Annotated in this window: 13 protein-coding genes; 7 read left to right on the forward strand and 6 right to left on the reverse strand. The window is 34.1% G+C overall.

Annotated features, from left to right (window positions below; all coding sequences use genetic code 11):
* Nucleotides 1-36: 36 nt before the first annotated feature.
* The 3 genes from AACZ49_RS15815 to AACZ49_RS15825 form a co-directional block, all read right to left on the reverse strand.
* Nucleotides 37-2403 (reverse strand): DUF2339 domain-containing protein, encoded by a 2367-nt coding sequence (locus AACZ49_RS15815; RefSeq protein WP_339656912.1) that lies wholly within the window; start codon nucleotides 2401-2403, stop codon nucleotides 37-39.
* Nucleotides 2404-2578: 175 nt separating this feature from the next.
* Complete coding sequence (locus tag AACZ49_RS15820; protein WP_339656913.1) at nucleotides 2579-2773, reverse strand: DUF4177 domain-containing protein; 195 nt, start codon at nucleotides 2771-2773, stop codon at nucleotides 2579-2581.
* An 8-nt stretch (nucleotides 2774-2781) separates the two neighbouring features.
* Nucleotides 2782-5235: a M14 metallopeptidase family protein gene (locus AACZ49_RS15825; protein WP_339656915.1), complete on the reverse strand. Its 2454-nt coding sequence runs from the start codon at nucleotides 5233-5235 to the stop codon at nucleotides 2782-2784.
* A 171-nt stretch (nucleotides 5236-5406) separates the two neighbouring features.
* Here AACZ49_RS15825 and bshC point away from each other — a divergent pair, with 171 nt between their 5' ends.
* A complete protein-coding gene (gene bshC / locus AACZ49_RS15830) occupies nucleotides 5407-7011 on the forward strand; it encodes a bacillithiol biosynthesis cysteine-adding enzyme BshC (protein WP_339656917.1) in 1605 nt (534 codons plus the stop codon).
* 114 nt (nucleotides 7012-7125) lie between these two features.
* Here the strand turns inward: bshC and AACZ49_RS15835 are convergent, their stop codons facing one another.
* On the reverse strand, nucleotides 7126-7671 hold the full coding sequence (locus AACZ49_RS15835) for a pyridoxamine 5'-phosphate oxidase family protein (protein WP_339656919.1): 546 nt from the start codon (nucleotides 7669-7671) through the stop codon (nucleotides 7126-7128).
* A 393-nt stretch (nucleotides 7672-8064) separates the two neighbouring features.
* Nucleotides 8065-8790 carry an SIMPL domain-containing protein gene (locus AACZ49_RS15840; RefSeq protein ID WP_339656921.1) on the reverse strand — a complete coding sequence of 242 codons (726 nt, stop codon included), beginning with the start codon at nucleotides 8788-8790 and terminating at the stop codon, nucleotides 8065-8067.
* 74 nt (nucleotides 8791-8864) lie between these two features.
* Here AACZ49_RS15840 and guaA point away from each other — a divergent pair, with 74 nt between their 5' ends.
* The 4 genes from guaA to AACZ49_RS15860 are packed head-to-tail and all read left to right on the forward strand — an operon-like array spanning nucleotide 8865 to nucleotide 13512.
* Nucleotides 8865-10397: a glutamine-hydrolyzing GMP synthase gene (guaA, locus tag AACZ49_RS15845; protein ID WP_339656923.1), complete on the forward strand. Its 1533-nt coding sequence runs from the start codon at nucleotides 8865-8867 to the stop codon at nucleotides 10395-10397.
* A gap of 1 nt (nucleotide 10398) precedes the next feature.
* Complete coding sequence (locus AACZ49_RS15850; RefSeq protein ID WP_339656925.1) at nucleotides 10399-12585, forward strand: LysM peptidoglycan-binding domain-containing protein; 2187 nt, start codon at nucleotides 10399-10401, stop codon at nucleotides 12583-12585.
* Nucleotide 12586: 1 nt separating this feature from the next.
* Nucleotides 12587-12991 (forward strand): OsmC family protein, encoded by a 405-nt coding sequence (locus AACZ49_RS15855; RefSeq protein ID WP_339656927.1) that lies wholly within the window; start codon nucleotides 12587-12589, stop codon nucleotides 12989-12991.
* A complete protein-coding gene (locus tag AACZ49_RS15860; RefSeq protein ID WP_339656929.1) occupies nucleotides 12979-13512 on the forward strand; it encodes a DUF922 domain-containing protein in 534 nt (177 codons plus the stop codon). Before AACZ49_RS15855 ends, AACZ49_RS15860 begins: the two co-directional genes overlap by 13 nt.
* 71 nt (nucleotides 13513-13583) lie before the next feature.
* Here the strand turns inward: AACZ49_RS15860 and AACZ49_RS15865 are convergent, their stop codons facing one another.
* Nucleotides 13584-14453: a TIM barrel protein gene (locus AACZ49_RS15865; protein ID WP_339656930.1), complete on the reverse strand. Its 870-nt coding sequence runs from the start codon at nucleotides 14451-14453 to the stop codon at nucleotides 13584-13586.
* 48 nt (nucleotides 14454-14501) lie between these two features.
* Here AACZ49_RS15865 and AACZ49_RS15870 point away from each other — a divergent pair, with 48 nt between their 5' ends.
* Together AACZ49_RS15870 and AACZ49_RS15875 are read left to right on the forward strand one after the other, a co-directional pair.
* Entirely contained in the window at nucleotides 14502-14735 is a 234-nt protein-coding gene (locus AACZ49_RS15870) for a DUF3820 family protein (RefSeq protein WP_091626176.1), read from the forward strand.
* A gap of 59 nt (nucleotides 14736-14794) precedes the next feature.
* Nucleotides 14795-16432, forward strand: coding sequence for a CTP synthase (locus AACZ49_RS15875; protein WP_339656932.1), 1638 nt, complete (start codon nucleotides 14795-14797; stop codon nucleotides 16430-16432).
* The last annotated feature ends 1 nt before the right edge of the window (nucleotide 16433 follow it).

Genomic DNA, 16433 nt, shown 5'->3' on the forward strand with positions numbered 1-16433 from the left:
GACGTGGTTAGAATGATAAATAATAAGAATAGATTATTATTTTGATTCATCTGCTATGATGTGTTTGTATTTATTGTAAAGAAAAGAAATGATCAGTAATAAAACTCCGAGCGAGACAAATACAATAGTTTTAGAGATAGTATTCAATGATGAAATGTCATAGAAAAACAACTTAATCAAAGTGAAAGAGAAAAGAATTATCGCACCAATACGAAGGTATTTTTTCTTTTTCCAGATGCCTATGGCAATTAGTAAAAGAGCATAAAGTCCCCATAAGATACTTAAGCCTAGTTTATATGACTGTTCCGAACCAGATAAGTCCATCCAATTTAATAGTTCACTACTTAAGATCCAGATAATAGAAATGTGCATTACAATCTCGAAAGGTACTCTATAGTTAATTTTCATAAAGTCTTGTCGAACTAATATTCGTATTGCGAATAATAATAATGCAAAAAAAGTGAAACCAATATATCGTATATATATGTTGTAATTACCTATTTCAAAATATTTAGAAAGCTCTTGCGACAGAAAATTTTCTCTAAGTTCACTAAGGGTATAAAGGCCTATACCAAGAAATGTAATAGCCATTAATAAGCCAAAACAAACTGTAACTATACCTAAAGCTTTATTTTTAATTTTATAGGAATTGAGAATGCTAAGTATGCTAACAAATAGCATGGTGTAGAAGAGTTTCCACACAGTGCCTAAATCTCTTAAGTTGTAATTATGGTAAAAATAATAACTGTCGGTTTCTGAAAATTCTATTTCAGATGCTTCTAAGGCATTGTTCCAGTAAAAGTCAACTTCTAAATAAAAGGATAAATAGAGCGATAGAATCAATATAACTGGCAATCCAAACACCATAAATCTATTCGCTATAGTTTTCTTTTCAAGATTGAATTTCGTTTGAATCCAAGTCATAAAGCTAAAAGCGGAAACGCAAAGTAAGGAAGTTAATAAGGTGCTGTTGAAAAATGGCTTAGAGGTTGCTAAACTATCATATACACCAATTTTTTGATAGGTATATGTCCAGTCCATAATCAAGCTTAAAATGGCAAATGCTACCATTATGTAAGATAAATGTTCGTAGAAAGAAACTTTTTTACTTCGCCCTATCCAAAAAAGTAACGCAGCTTCAAATGCCCAAATTAGGGTTACCCAGTTGCCGTCTAATTGCACTGGTATGGCAATAGTTATAAATGTGAGTACAAAGCCAGAGGTTAAAAAGAATAATTTTCGATCTGCTAATTTTTTCTTAAATATGAATAAGGTTACCGAAAAATGTATTGACGCATTTGCTAAGGTAAAGAGTCCTAAATATGACTCACCATTTTCATAATCGTACAACCAAGCAATTCCAAAGCCATAAAAAATGAATGAATTCAATAAAATCAAGATGATATCACCAACCTTGAAATGTTCAGTTTTTAATAATTTAAAGGCTAAAAATGTTGCATAAAAGATGAGAAAGAAGGCTGTGAGAAAGGTAAAGCCCATGTAAAAACTTTCTTCTATACTATTGAACGCATGCCAAGCACCATATGTTAACCAAGTAAAAGCAAAGGAGATGTAATAAAGAGCTTTCCAATATTTTTTTAATGAGATGATTAATATCCCAATATTTATGAGCGCCATGTAGCTAAATAATACAGCGGTGTTTCCAGAATTATTACTTAGTAAAAATGGTACACCATATGCGCCAACTAAACCAATATGCGCTATTACCTGTTTATTATAATTAAGAGACGCTACGACTCCAAAAACAGTGCATAATAGCATAATACCATATGCCAATAGTTGAGGGAATAGTCCATATAAGTCATAAGCAGCGAATGTTATAAAATATATAATAGCCAATGCTCCACTTACTAAAACGGCACTATAATTTTCATATTTTGCTTTTAATTTAAAGGCAAAACCTAATAAACCTAACCCCATTAAATAACCAAGAATTATTCGGGTAAGTGGGCTTATTAAATTATTTTCAATAGAATATTTTGCGCCAATGACAACACCGATTACAGTAATTAAAATTCCAATTTTATTGATGAGGTTTTCACCTATAAATTTTTCAAGGTTTGATTTTCCTTTTGGAGTTGCAATTTTCTTAACGGGAATATTAATAGGTTGTTCTTGAGTCGTAACCGAGGTTTCAATGGCCTCCTTCTGGGTTTTGATTAATTCAGCTTCATTAAAAACAATAGGCTCATTAACGTATTCCTTTACAGGTTCAATGACTAATTTTTCTTGTGCCTCGTTAAACTTTATTGTTTGAGTATTTCTTAGTATTTGAATATCTCTACGGATCTCATTAACCTCGATATTAAAATCTTGTTGTTTCTTAAGAAGAAGTTCAAGTTTTTGTACTAGCTCATTAATTTGGTCTTGGTCGTTAGCCATTGGGTTTGGTTTATTGCAGCTTTCACAGAAAGTTGTCTCAAGATAAACGTAAAAGATTTTAATATGTTGGCCAATGTGTATGTCTTCTCTTAAATTAAATATCCCTGAAACCGGTTAAGGTGTTTCAGGGACATTTAGTTATAATTAATTGGCAATGAAAATCTATGCTTAAAGGCTATTTTTCAAAATATAAATAGATGTACATAGCCGCACCAAAGTTTGAGGCATCAGTAGAGACCAAACGCCAGCCGTCTTTTGCATATTCATTTAATTTTTCTTGAATTTCCTTGTTCGACGAATTAACAATATGATATTTGTCAAAAGTTATTTTAGAATAATAAATAAGGGTTTCAACTTTGTATTCTTTCATAGATATTTTTATTTAACCATAAAAAGTGCATTGGCAAAAAATAGCTTTCCATTTTCCCAAAAACCTCTAAAAAGGGGATTGTCAACCATATATATTATTTGACCTCTACCCATTTCTTCAGTTCCGAAAATTAATGTTTCTGCAATTTTCTTTTTTGCTTCACTGCCAGCAAAACCAGATACAGGTTCGTAGGCACCTTCACTAAGGTAAACAGCACTTCCATTTTCTAAATATTTATATGCCCTATCTCCTAATTTTAATGTGAAATAAGTGTCATCGTAGCCATAAGCTAACGGATTCGTATTGTCTACATTAGCTTTGAAAATTGCGCCAGTAATGGCAGATTTAATCTGTTCTCGTTCAGATATTTCAAAAGACGAAATGGTGTTCGTTGAATCTTTCTCGGTTTCTTTTTCCTTAATAGCAAAATCTTTATCTGATGAGGTAAGGGCATCAATGGCGCCTCCCATTACAATAAGTTTTCCTCCAAGTTTTACCCAATCCTTGATTTTTTCTTTGATATGATTAGATAAGAAGCTATTATAACCCCATCCATCAGGTAAAATAAGAATATCATATGTAGTTAAATCAATCTTACTAAAATAATCCTCATCTAATACAGAAATTGGGTAATTTAATTGCTGCTCAAAAAAGTTCCATATTTCACCAAAACGCAAGGTCGATGTTGGTTCTCCAGAAAGTACGGCAATATTTAAATTCTGGATTACATCAACATAGCCAGAACCAAAATCCTTACCACTTTCTACAAAACCGGTGTTGGTTGGGGTAATATTTTTATTATGATTTTCAGAGGCTTTTGTTAATATATCATTGAAATTTTTTACTTGTTTGTTATCACTTTTAGTAATAATAAGAGTTCCTCTTTCATGTGAAATACCATCTAAAGTAAAGGGTTTGTGGGCATAACGAACACGAATTTTATTTCGTAGCAGTTCAGCCAAGAACCTTGCATCTTTCATGCTGTTCCAGTCGGCTAAATATGCATAACTATCAGCTTTTACAATTTTAGAAGTGATGTTTAGTGAATTTGAAAGAGTGCCAGGAACATTGCTCTCACTCGCAATTGCATCGAGACCATATGCGTAAGGTAATGACCATGCCGTAATATCATAAGTAACAGAGTCGCTAAGCTTTGCCATTGGTTCGAACAAAACTTTAACTAATGTGCTCTTCGCTTGATCCGTAGAAACTATAATACTCTTATCATTACTTTTTATGGTTCCAGATTTTCCGGTTGCATAATTATAGCCTTTAACAATGCTATTGTCTCCAATTTTATACTTTATTTCGTGTTTGCTCAATAAATTAGTTAGTGCTTCTAGTTTATCAGGATTTCCATTCAATACATAGCTTTTGTATTTGTAATTCTTATTTTGATAGAATTTTTTGAACTCATCATTCAATTTAGATACATTTTTTGAGGCCACTTCTATAGTGGACAATCCTGTGGTGTGGTGATGCGCAATTCTATCTTTTAAGGTTAGGGTATCTCCAATACTGGTAATAATACCTAGCCCAGCGCGACCGCTACCTCCTTGTTCATAGGTCATACCAATACCGCCATTGTAGGTTGGGTAGGTGTCCCCATAACTTGGGTATAATAGGTCAAACACTTCTTTGGTGAAATAGAACCATCCATTTTCATCGAAATACTTTGCATGATTTTTACCAATTGTAACTTGAAATTCTCTTTGAAAATCAGTGATAACTTCATGAAATGGTTCGGCTGCAGGAGCGAAATAATATGGGTTGTCGACACCTTGTTCGTGAAAATCTACATGTATGTGAGGGATCCATTTATTGAATTGTTTTAAGCGTTGCTGGCTTTCAACCTGGGTCAACCATGCCCAATCTCTATTTAAATCGAACATATAGTGGTTGCTGCGACCACTCCACCAACCCTCATGATGTTCCTTGCTATTTGGGTCTACTTGGTTTGGGGAATTTTTAAATTGGTTGTACCAGTTTGCATAACGATCTCGACCATCTGGGTTTATGCACGGGTCAATTAACACTACAATGTTTTCAAGGAAACTACTTTTGCTAGTAAATAGATCGTAAATGGTTTGCATGGAAGCTTCGGTGCTAACACTTTCATTGCCATGTACATTATAGCTGAGCCATACAATAGCTTTATCTGGCGTGCCTTCACCACTCAATCCCTTAATATGCTCTTCTCGAATTTTTTCAAGATTTTGCATATTTTCTTTAGTTGAAATGGTAGCCAATAATAAAGGTCTGCGTTCATTGGTTTTTCCATATTCAATTAGATTCATGCGTTGTGGTTCAGCTTCTGCTAAATATTGATAGTAATCAACAACCTCATGATGTCTGGTGAATTGTGTTCCTAGTTCATAGCCTAAAAACTCTGAAGGAGATTTTAATTGTGCTAAACTTAAAAGTGGAACGAATAGAAATATATAATGTAGAATTGCTTTCATATTGTTATTTGTATACTAAGTCAGCCAAATCTATTAAAATAAATGCAAAATGAAAGTGATTTATATTGTAATTCACCGATTAATTGGCTTATTGATCCTAGTGGTAATTAACTTATATTTAGGAAATGTAAAACGAAAGGGTTTTATATTTGCCAAGTATTTAAATTTTATATGGATATTGACTGTCTGCCCATAGCAAAAACGGGCTATTTTTCGAAATTGATTTGCGATTACATTGCCGCAGAAACTAAGCTTAAGCCATTATATAATCGGTTTCCCGATGTTGAAGGTTTTAAGGGACAGCTAGAAGAAAAAGGAAAGCATTTTACTCAAGCCCAGAGAGATGTTCTGCATAATTCAATGCTTAAACAGTATAATAACACAGATACTTCTAAAGGAACAGCTGCCAATATTGAGCTTTTAAAAGAAAAAAATACATTTACCATTGTTACAGGGCACCAATTAAATCTATTTACTGGACCCTTGTATTTTCTATACAAGATTATATCTACCATTAATTTAACCAAGCAATTGAAAACAGCGTATCCAGATAGTGATTTTGTGCCTATTTATTGGATGGCTACGGAAGATCATGATTTCGAAGAAATCAATTATTTTAATTTCAAAGGATTAAAGTTTCAGTGGAACAAAAATGCATCAGGTGCTGTAGGCCATATAGAAACAAAGGGGTTAGATGAAGTTTTTGATTTATATGCACAAACTATTGGTTATAGTAAAAACGCCAATCAACTAAAAAATTTATTTGAAAATGCCTATTTAAAACATGATAACCTCACGGATGCAACTAGGTATTTAGCCAATGAAATTTTTAAGGACTACGGCTTGGTAATTGTTGATGGCGATGATGCCAACTTAAAAAAGTTATTGGTTCCTTACATAAAGAAGGATATTTTTGAGCAAACGGCCTTTAAAAAAGTATCGGAAACTATCGAAGAGTTGGAGCGAATTTCATCTGATTACCCAGTACAAGTGAATCCACGTGAAATCAATTATTTCTATTTGAAAAATGGTATTCGCGAACGTATAATAGAAAGTAATAAAAAGTACATAGTAAATGATACCACCATTTCGTTTACCAAGGAAGAATTGATTGATGAGATAAATACATTTCCAGAACGTTTTTCTCCTAATGTTATAGCAAGGCCGTTGTACCAAGAAGTTATTTTGCCAAATCTTTGCTATATAGGTGGTGGGGGTGAAATAGCATATTGGTTAGAGTTAAAAGCTACGTTTGAAGCTATGAACGTCCCATTTCCAATTTTACTGGTAAGAAATTCTGCTTTGATTATTACTGAAAAACAAGCTGATAAGCTAGAGCGAATGAATATTTCTAAATCAGATATCTTCTTAAAGCAGAATAGCTTGATCAATAAAAAGATTAGGGAAATTTCAAATATAGATATCGATTTTTCTCCACAGAAAAAATTGCTGGAAGAGCAATTTAAAGATATGTATGCCCTGGCCGAAAAGACGGATAAGTCATTCTTAGGTGCTGTAAGGGCTCAAGAAGTAAAACAGAAAAAAGGATTGGATACCTTGGAGAAACGTTTGCTTCAGGCACAAAAGAGAAAATTAAGAGATCAAGTAGTTCGAATGACCGAACTGCAGAACGAAATTTTCCCTAACCAGTCATTGCAAGAGCGTCAACTTAATTTCTCTGAGTTTTATCTGGAATATGGTGATGACTTAGTGCCTATGTTGTTCGAAGCATTAAATCCTTTGAATTTAAATTTTACAGTAATTACTCAAAAATAGAGAATAGGTAAACACCTATTTAAATCAAGAATAAAATACACCCAACGTAAAAAAAACATCACACCAGTTGATACCCTTATAATCTGGAAAAGAAAAAGAAAATCTTTATGTAGATTAAGGAACTAGAAATTTCCCTTTCCATTCTTTATTGACTTTTTTGAATAAAGCCCTAATATGTTTAGGTCTTTGTAATTTTAAGTATTCAATTTTTGTAGGAACAATATCAATCATTGTAAAGTAGTTCTTATCTTCAATGTATTCCACATAATCTGGATTACTAATAGCGCTTCCCGGACTAGTTTGGGTTATGTAGTCTTTTCTACTGTTCGGTTGAATGTTATCCCATGTATTAAAAAGCCTGTTGTTATCCTTAACTATTTCAGCAGTACCTTCTATCTTTAACTGCAATAATTTCTCAGGATGATACATGAGAAAGCTAACTTGATTGTTTACAGCAATATGTTCAATTTTTTGGGTACGACTATCTGTATAGAGGGTTAAAATCAAATCTTCAGAAATCTCACGTAGTACTACGGTGCGTAGACGGGCTATCGATTCTTTACCTACTGTTGCCATAGTTATAAATCTGAATGGATGTCCTCTTTCAGATATGCCCTTTTTAATTTCACTGTTTAATTCTTCAAAAAACGAATCAATCATGCCTATAATTTAAATAAAGGTAAAATAATAAGATTTAAAAGTAGGGTAAAAGCAGAACTGGTTGTTAAATAATAAAGAGTTTTGAAAAAGAAATTGAATGTGTTTAATTTTTGGCTTTTGGTTTAAAGTTGGTTTTTGATTTAGTTGAAAGCTCAGGGTGGTTCCTGAGCTTTCTTTTTTTTTTAAAAAAATAGTAAGGTTATTAAATTCTATCGACTTAGGTGTTGAATACAAATTGTTATGAAAAAGATTTTTTTATTGTATTCCCTTAAATGGTTGGTTGAAAAGAAAACCCGGGAGATCTCCGGGTTTTTTATAAATTTTAATTGGACAATTAGTCTTGCAATTAATTCTTTGCCAAATCAGTAAAACCTATTGGTCAAAGTACTACTATCACTTTACTTTATATTCCAATCTCATAGTAATTGATGCGGTTTTGTTTTTAGAAGAGGTGTTATAGGCACCTCCCCAACTATAGTCTTCTCCAGAGTTTTGGCCTGTAATTTGAAACACACCCATATTTGCGGAAACCAGATCACCTAAATTACTACCAGCATTTTCAGCAATTTTCTCGGCACGTATTCTTGCATCTTCAGTAGCTTTAGAAATCATTTCAATTTTTAAATCAGCAAGTTTTGTGTAGTAGTATCTTGGTGGAGAAGAGTTGAATTGTACACCTTTGTTTAATAGTTCTGTTATTTCGCGAGAAACACTTTCAATTAAAGAAACGTTTTCAGATTCAATATTAAGTGTCTGCATTAATTGATATCCACGAAAAATACTACCAACATAATTTCCATTCTCATATTGGTTATCACGCATTTCGGTGGTTTGAACGCTATTAAAAATAATACTGCCCGACTCAATTCCTTTAGATACTAAATACTGGCGTACAATTTCTTTATCATTATTTAATTGGTCAAAAGCTGTTTTCAAAACCGTACTATTGGTTGAGAACTGCCCCTCCCAAACGATGAGGTCAGAGGTGAAATTTTCATTACCTAAACCGGTAACCGATATAATTTGTGGGGGATTAGCTCTTTGTACATAAGCATTTCCTAAAAAATAGGCAGCAATGATAATTGCTGCTCCAAAGATAATTGCACTTACATGTTTCATAAAAAAAATTGAAATCCAGTTTAAATATAACCAAAAGATACTTTTCAAGAACGGTCAATTTGCTATTTTTGCCCATGCAAAATAAAGTCCTAATTCTCGATTTCGGTTCTCAGTATACTCAACTCATAGGTAGACGTGTGCGTGAGCTGAATATTTTCTCTGAAATTAAACCGTATAATAAATTGCCAAAAGACCTTTCTGAGTATAAAGCAGTGATTCTTTCAGGATCACCTTTGTCTGTTAGGGGAGACGATGCAGTCCATCCTGATTTATCTGAAATTCGTGGCAAAAAACCTTTATTGGGTGTTTGTTACGGTGCGCAATACCTAGCACACTTTAATGGTGGTAGTGTAGAAAAATCAAATACAAGGGAATATGGTAGGGCTAATCTTAGTTTTGTTGTAGAGAATGATCCGTTTTTGGATAAAATAAGCACGGGTAGTCAAGTTTGGATGAGCCATGCCGATACAATTAAGCATCTGCCAGAGAACACTACATTATTGGCAAGTACCCATGATGTGGAGAATGCTGCATTTAAATTTGATGGAGAGGAAACCTATGCTATTCAATTTCATCCGGAGGTATATCATTCAACAGATGGAAAACAAGTCTTAGAAAATTTCTTGGTTAAGATAGCCAAGATGGAGCAATCATGGACTCCTGATGCTTTTGTAGATAAGACAGTAGCGGAATTGAAAGAGAAAATTGGCGATGAAAAAGTAATATTAGGTTTGTCTGGGGGAGTAGATTCTTCAGTGGCAGCTGTGTTATTGCATAAGGCTATTGGGAAGAATCTTCATTGCATTTTCGTGAATAACGGACTTTTAAGAAAGAATGAATTTACCGAGGTATTAAAGCAATACGAAGGTATGGGGCTTAATGTGAAAGGTGTAGATGCTTCGGCACGTTTTTTGAATGATTTGGCAGGGGAAAGTGACCCAGAAACAAAGAGGAAAATAATAGGTCGTGTATTTATAGAAGTTTTTGATGATGAATCTCATTTGGTGGAAGGTGCAAAATGGTTGGCACAGGGCACTATTTATCCAGATGTTATTGAGTCTGTTTCAGCTACAGGTGGTCCATCACAAACAATAAAAAGTCATCATAATGTTGGTGGTTTGCCAGATTTTATGAAATTGAAAGTTGTGGAGCCTTTGAAAATGTTGTTCAAAGATGAAGTTAGAAGGGTAGGGGCAAGTTTAGGAATTGATAAAGCATTATTGGGTAGGCACCCTTTTCCAGGTCCAGGTTTGGCAATAAGAATTCTAGGTGATATTACCCCAGAGAAAGTAGCCATTTTACAAGAAGTGGATGCCATTTTTATAGATGGATTAAAAAAGTGGGATTTATACGATAAGGTATGGCAAGCAGGTGCAATGCTTCTACCTGTAAATAGTGTAGGGGTAATGGGTGACGAGCGTACTTATGAAAAATGTGTAGCTTTAAGAGCTGTCGAAAGTACAGATGGTATGACCGCTGATTGGGTTAATTTACCTTATGAATTTTTACAAAAAACATCAAATGATATCATTAATAAAGTCCCTGGAGTAAATCGTGTCGTATATGATATAAGTTCAAAACCACCAGCAACAATAGAATGGGAATAGTATGAGATATTTATTTAATCAGGTTTACATTATTGGAGCATTTTGCTTATTGGTCTCGTGCACGGCCATGGGTCAAAATTTCAATACTCATGAGGTAAAATCAGGAGAAACATTGGAAAGTATTTCTAAAATGTACGGAGTTACACCTGCTAATATTCTTCAGTACAACAAAGAGATAAAACAAGGTCAGCAATTAAGGCCTAATACTATTTTGGTGGTGCCGGGAGCTAAAATTACTGCCAAACCTACGACTACAGTTTCTAGTAATACTAACAATAAGATACAAGATTCTATTGTTGCAAGAGAACCAATAGGTTATACGACCCATCGGGTAAGGAAAAATGAAACCATTTTCGGTATAACGCAACAATATAAAATCACCGAAGAAGAACTTAAAAAATATAATACCCAGTTATACGCATCTCCATTACAGAAAAAGATGGAGTTGCGTATACCTAAGTATAGGGCTCCAAAAAAGGAAGAAGTTGGATTGAATGAAAATGATTTTGAAAAATATATCGTCGCACCAAAAGAAACAAGATGGAGTATTGCTCATAAATACGGAATTACTATCGATAGTATGTTGGTGCTTAACCCTGGTTTATCTAAAACCACTAATTATCTTTCTGAAGGATACGAGCTTTTGATGCCTAAAATTGCAGGTAGCAGTGTTAAAAATCAGGTAACACAAATATATACCTCATATACAGTACCGGCTAAGATGAATTTTTATCGCTTAGAACAAGACTTCGGTGTAAAGTCCGATGAAATCGTTCGTTTAAATCCTGAAATTGCAGAACGTGGAGGATTAAAAGAAGGTATGGTAATTCGTATTCCTGAGCAGAAAGTAAAAACAGGGGTTATAAATACAGATAATTATATCTTCTACGAGGTTAAGCCAAAGCAGAACGAGTTTAGGTTAACCAGAAAATTTGGAATGACATGGGCAGAATTGGTTCAATTGAATCCAGATTTGAAAGATGGTCTAAAAGCAGGGATGGTTCTAAAATTACCAAAAGATAAAGTGGGTGATTTTGAAGTGAAGAATTCTTTGGTGTTGGATAAGGTGAACTTAATTGATAGTATTAATGTTGACGTGGTTCCTAAGGTATTATTCTTATTGCCTTTTAGATTGGATAAGTTGAATTTGAGTGATGAGGAAGCCGTTGAAAAGACTATTGATTCTAGGAATAGCCTAAAATATAGTTTAGGTCTTTATTCGGGTGCATTAGTAGCTTTAGATTCATTGAAATCTTTAGGGGTTTCAATTGATGTAAAAACCTTTGATAATCAATTAGACTTGGTTAAGACAAAACAGATATTGCAAGGCGAACAGTTAGGGGGGTATAGTGCTATTTTCGGTCCTTTGGATATACCATCGTTAAAGGAAGTAGCAGTGCAAGCGGCTAAGTTTAATGTTCCTGTAATAGCGCCTGTACCTGCAAAAAGCGACATAAGTTTAAATAATGTTTTCTTCTCATATACAAATGAAGAGGTGCTTTTAAAACATATGCTAGATTATACTGAATCTACACATAAAGATGAAACAATATTGATTATTGCAGATGAGAAAAGTAAAGTAGGGCAAGCTGCAATTCTAAAACGTTTTCCGACAGCTAAAGTAGTTGTTGTAAAGGAAGAGGAAAAGAATATAGGTATTAACAGGGATAAATTACAAACGCTACTTTCAGATAAAGTTCCTAATTGGGTGTTTGTTGAATCTGATAATTATAAATTGATAGCGAGTGTAGTTTCAATTTTAAATTCTTTCAACAATACTGCTTTTGATGCATTGTTAGGTAAGGATAAAGTCAGTGTTCGGATGTTTACTACTGATATGAACTCCGCTTTTGAGAATGAGGTAATATCTAACACACACTTATCTAATTTAAACTTCACATACCCATCTGTAAATCGTCAAGTAGCTAACAATTCATTTGTTGAGCGATACAGAACTCGTTTTGGCGATGATCCAGACCGATATGCAGTTAGAGGTTTTGATCTTACATTTGATTTGTTATTGAAGTTGGCTTATAAAAATGATTTAATTGATGTTTCTAGATTCATTGGTGAAACGGAATATAATGGTAATAAGTTCAATTATGAGAGAAAAGGAGTTGCAGGTTATTATAACCAATCATCTTATATAATGATGATTGATGATTTAAGAATTAAAGAGATTGAATAAAATGACATCAAAAGTTACTTATAACGGAGAATTAAGAACAGAATGTGTTCATCTTAAATCGAATGATTCTTTTGTAACTGATGCCCCTTTAGATAATAATGGCTTAGGTCGGGCATTTTCACCGACCGATACGGTTGCTACTGGTTTAGCAAGTTGTATGCTTACTATGATGGGAATAAAAGCAAACGGCTTAACGGTAGATTTAAAAGGCACTACAGCGTCTGTTACCAAACACATGGCGGCTACACCAAGAAGAATCTCTAAAATTGAGGTAGAAGTTCATTTACCTGAGAAAGTATCTGAAAAAGACAGGAAAATTTTAAAGCACACTGCAGATACCTGCCCCGTGCTATATAGTTTGCATCCAGATATAGAGAAAGTAATAACCTATCATTGGGATTTATAGATAAAACATATCTCGTTTTTTTGTTGTTGATATTGTTCACTGTTTCTTTAGTTCAAAGTCAAGAGGAGGTAGAATGGTCGCCAGATTTTAGATTTACATGGGCAGATTTTAAAGGACCAGCACCCATAAATTCAAGTGCTTCAGCTACAACCGCCAGTGGTATCAGTTATAATTTTTCAACATCCGAAGAGAATAAGGAGCTGAAAATAGAGTATACGGTTGGTGCTTATTTCTATCCTACCCGTTCTTGGTATAAGGCAGAGGTTTGTAATGATGTAACTTTATCGCACGAACAAATACATTTTGATATTACTGAGCTATATGCTCGTAAAATGCGTAAACAATTGGCCGAAACAAAGTTTACTGAAAATGTAAAAGAAGAAGTTCGTAAAATATATAAAACTACACTTCGTCAATTAAACGATTTTCAAAACAAATACGATTCGGAAACCAACTATTCTAGAAATTTAACTGTTCAAGAGAAATGGGTGAAAGATATTGCAACTGTACTTAAAAACTAATGATTTTACTATAATGACAAAAAAAACACTTCATGTAGAAGTGCTTTTTTATATTTCATATAAAATGTTATTTAAACATCACAAATAGTAACGCCTTGTTTTAAAGCTGCTAATTTATCATCCCAACTTGGTACGAATTCTTGAGCAACATGCCCTGTGTAACCTGTCTTTAAAATAGCCTTCATCACCGCTGGATAAAAAATCTCCTGAGTTTCATCAATTTCATGTCTGCCTGGGTTTCCACCGGTGTGGTAGTGGCCGTAATACTGGTGGTAATCTTCTATATTTCTAATAATGTCTCCCTCCATGATTTGCATATGGTAGATATCATATAGAAGTTTAAAATTTTCTGAACCGATAGTCTCACAAAGCGACACGCCCCATTCAGAAGTATCACACATATAATCTTTATGGTTCACTTTACTATTTAAAAGCTCCATTTGAAGTACTACTCCATGCTTTTCAGCTAGGGGCATAAGTTGTTTTAGGCCCTTTGCGCAATTGCGGAGCCCTACTAAATCGTCCATGCCATTTCTGTTTCCGCTGAAACAGATTAAATTGGTATAACCAGCTTCCGCAACTAAAGGAATAACTCTCTCGTAATCCTTAATTAATTCTTCATGTAAAGAAGGGTCATTCCATCCTTTTTCAATTCCTAAACCGGCACCCCAGCACATAGATGCGTGAATGTTATATTTTTTTAATAGTGGAAATTCATCTGGGCCTACCAAATCAATAGACCGAATATCCAATTCCACTAAATTTTTAAGAAAATCTTCAAATGGTATTGTTCCATAACACCAATAACAAACACTATGGTTTATATTGTACTTTAATTTGTCCGGTTGAGCTACTTTATTATTGTTCGCCATTGCAGCTGAAGTAGTTAAGAATCCAACAGAGGCTGCTGCTGTGGTTCCAATAAAATTTCTTCTTTTCATGTTGATTAAATTGTTGATTCCTTAAAGATAAATTTTTTAGATTTAAAAATGGAAATAAATCCTGATAAGCAAAAGTTAATAGAATTGGCTCATTACCGAATGCCTTTTGGTAAGCACAAGGGTCGCTATTTGGTAGATTTACCTGAGCCATATTTAGTGTGGTTTCAGCAAAAAGGATTTCCCGATGGTAAATTGGGAGATTTATTGCGTTCTATGCTAGAAATTAAAACAAACGGCTTGGAATCCATAATTCGAAAAATACAAAAACATTTTCCGAAGTAAACACGTTAAGTTCTAACCTCAATTTGTAACTTTGTGTCCCGTAACATAGAATTCTAAAAATGGCACAAACCAAATACATCTTCGTTACGGGAGGCGTTACTTCATCTTTAGGAAAAGGCATTATTGCCGCATCCTTGGCGAAATTACTGCAATCTCGCGGCTACAAAACTACCATTCAAAAATTAGACCCTTATATTAATGTGGATCCAGGGACACTTAATCCATATGAACATGGCGAATGCTATGTAACGGATGATGGTGCCGAAACCGATTTAGATTTGGGTCATTATGAGCGTTTTTTGAATGTTCGTACCTCTCAGGCAAATAATGTGACCACCGGAAGAATCTACCAAAGCGTTATTGAGAAAGAGCGAAGAGGAGAATTTTTAGGTAAAACGGTTCAAGTAGTTCCACATATCACCAATGAAATTAAAGAACGTGTTCAGTTGCTAGGAAATAGTGGTGAGTATGATATTATTATTACTGAAATAGGTGGTACAGTGGGTGATATTGAATCGCTGCCTTATATTGAAGCGGTACGCCAGTTGCTATGGGAGCTGGGGGATAATAATGCCATAGTTATTCATTTAACCTTGGTGCCTTACCTTTCTGCGGCAGGTGAATTGAAAACTAAGCCTACACAGCATTCTGTAAAAACATTGATGGAGAGCGGGATAAAAGCCGATATTCTTGTGTGCCGAACAGAACACGAGATATCTGATGAAATCAAAGATAAATTAGCGCTGTTTTGTAACGTGAAGCGTGAGGCGGTTATACAAAGTATAGATGCTTCTACTATTTATGATGTTCCACTATTGATGCAAGAAGAAGGACTTGATACGGTTACATTACAAAAATTAGCATTGCCAAATATAGTTGAACCTGATTTAGGTCGTTGGAACGACTTTTTAAAAAGACATAAAAACCCAAAGAATGAAGTTACCATTGGTTTAGTAGGTAAATATGTTGAATTACAAGATTCTTATAAGTCTATTTTAGAAGCCTTTATTCATGCCGGTGCTTCAAATGAAGTAAAGGTGAACGTGAAATCTGTTCATTCAGAGTATATTACAGCTGACAATTACGAAAGTAAATTAAAAGGGTTAGATGCAATTTTGGTTGCACCTGGTTTTGGTGAACGTGGTATTGAAGGTAAAGTAAAAGCTGTAGAATATGCACGAGTTAAGAAGATACCTTTCTTAGGCATTTGTTTAGGAATGCAAATGGCAGTTATAGAATATGCTCGTAATATATTAGGACTTAAAGAAGCAAATTCGACAGAGATGGACGAAAAAACTCCAGATCCTGTAATCAGTATCATGGAAGAGCAAAAAAATGTCACCGAAAAAGGAGGTACCATGCGTTTAGGTGCTTGGGATTGTGATTTGAAAGAAGGTAGCTTAGTTCAGAAAATGTATAATGGGGCGAAACAAATTAGCGAACGTCATCGTCATAGATATGAATTTAATAACGCCTATTTAGGGCAATTAGAAAAATCTGGTTTACATGCTACAGGTTTTAATAAGGAAACTAATTTGGTTGAGATAGTGGAGCTAAAAGACCATCCATGGTTTATTGGTGTACAATATCATCCAGAATATAAAAGTACGGTAGCTAACCCACATCCATTATTTGTAGGTTTCGTTAAAGCGGCTTTAGAGCGTAAAAAAACACAAACTAATGCCACATTGGCATAAA

This window comes from uncultured Maribacter sp. (assembly GCF_963975365.1).
In the GTDB taxonomy this organism is placed as follows: domain Bacteria; phylum Bacteroidota; class Bacteroidia; order Flavobacteriales; family Flavobacteriaceae; genus Maribacter.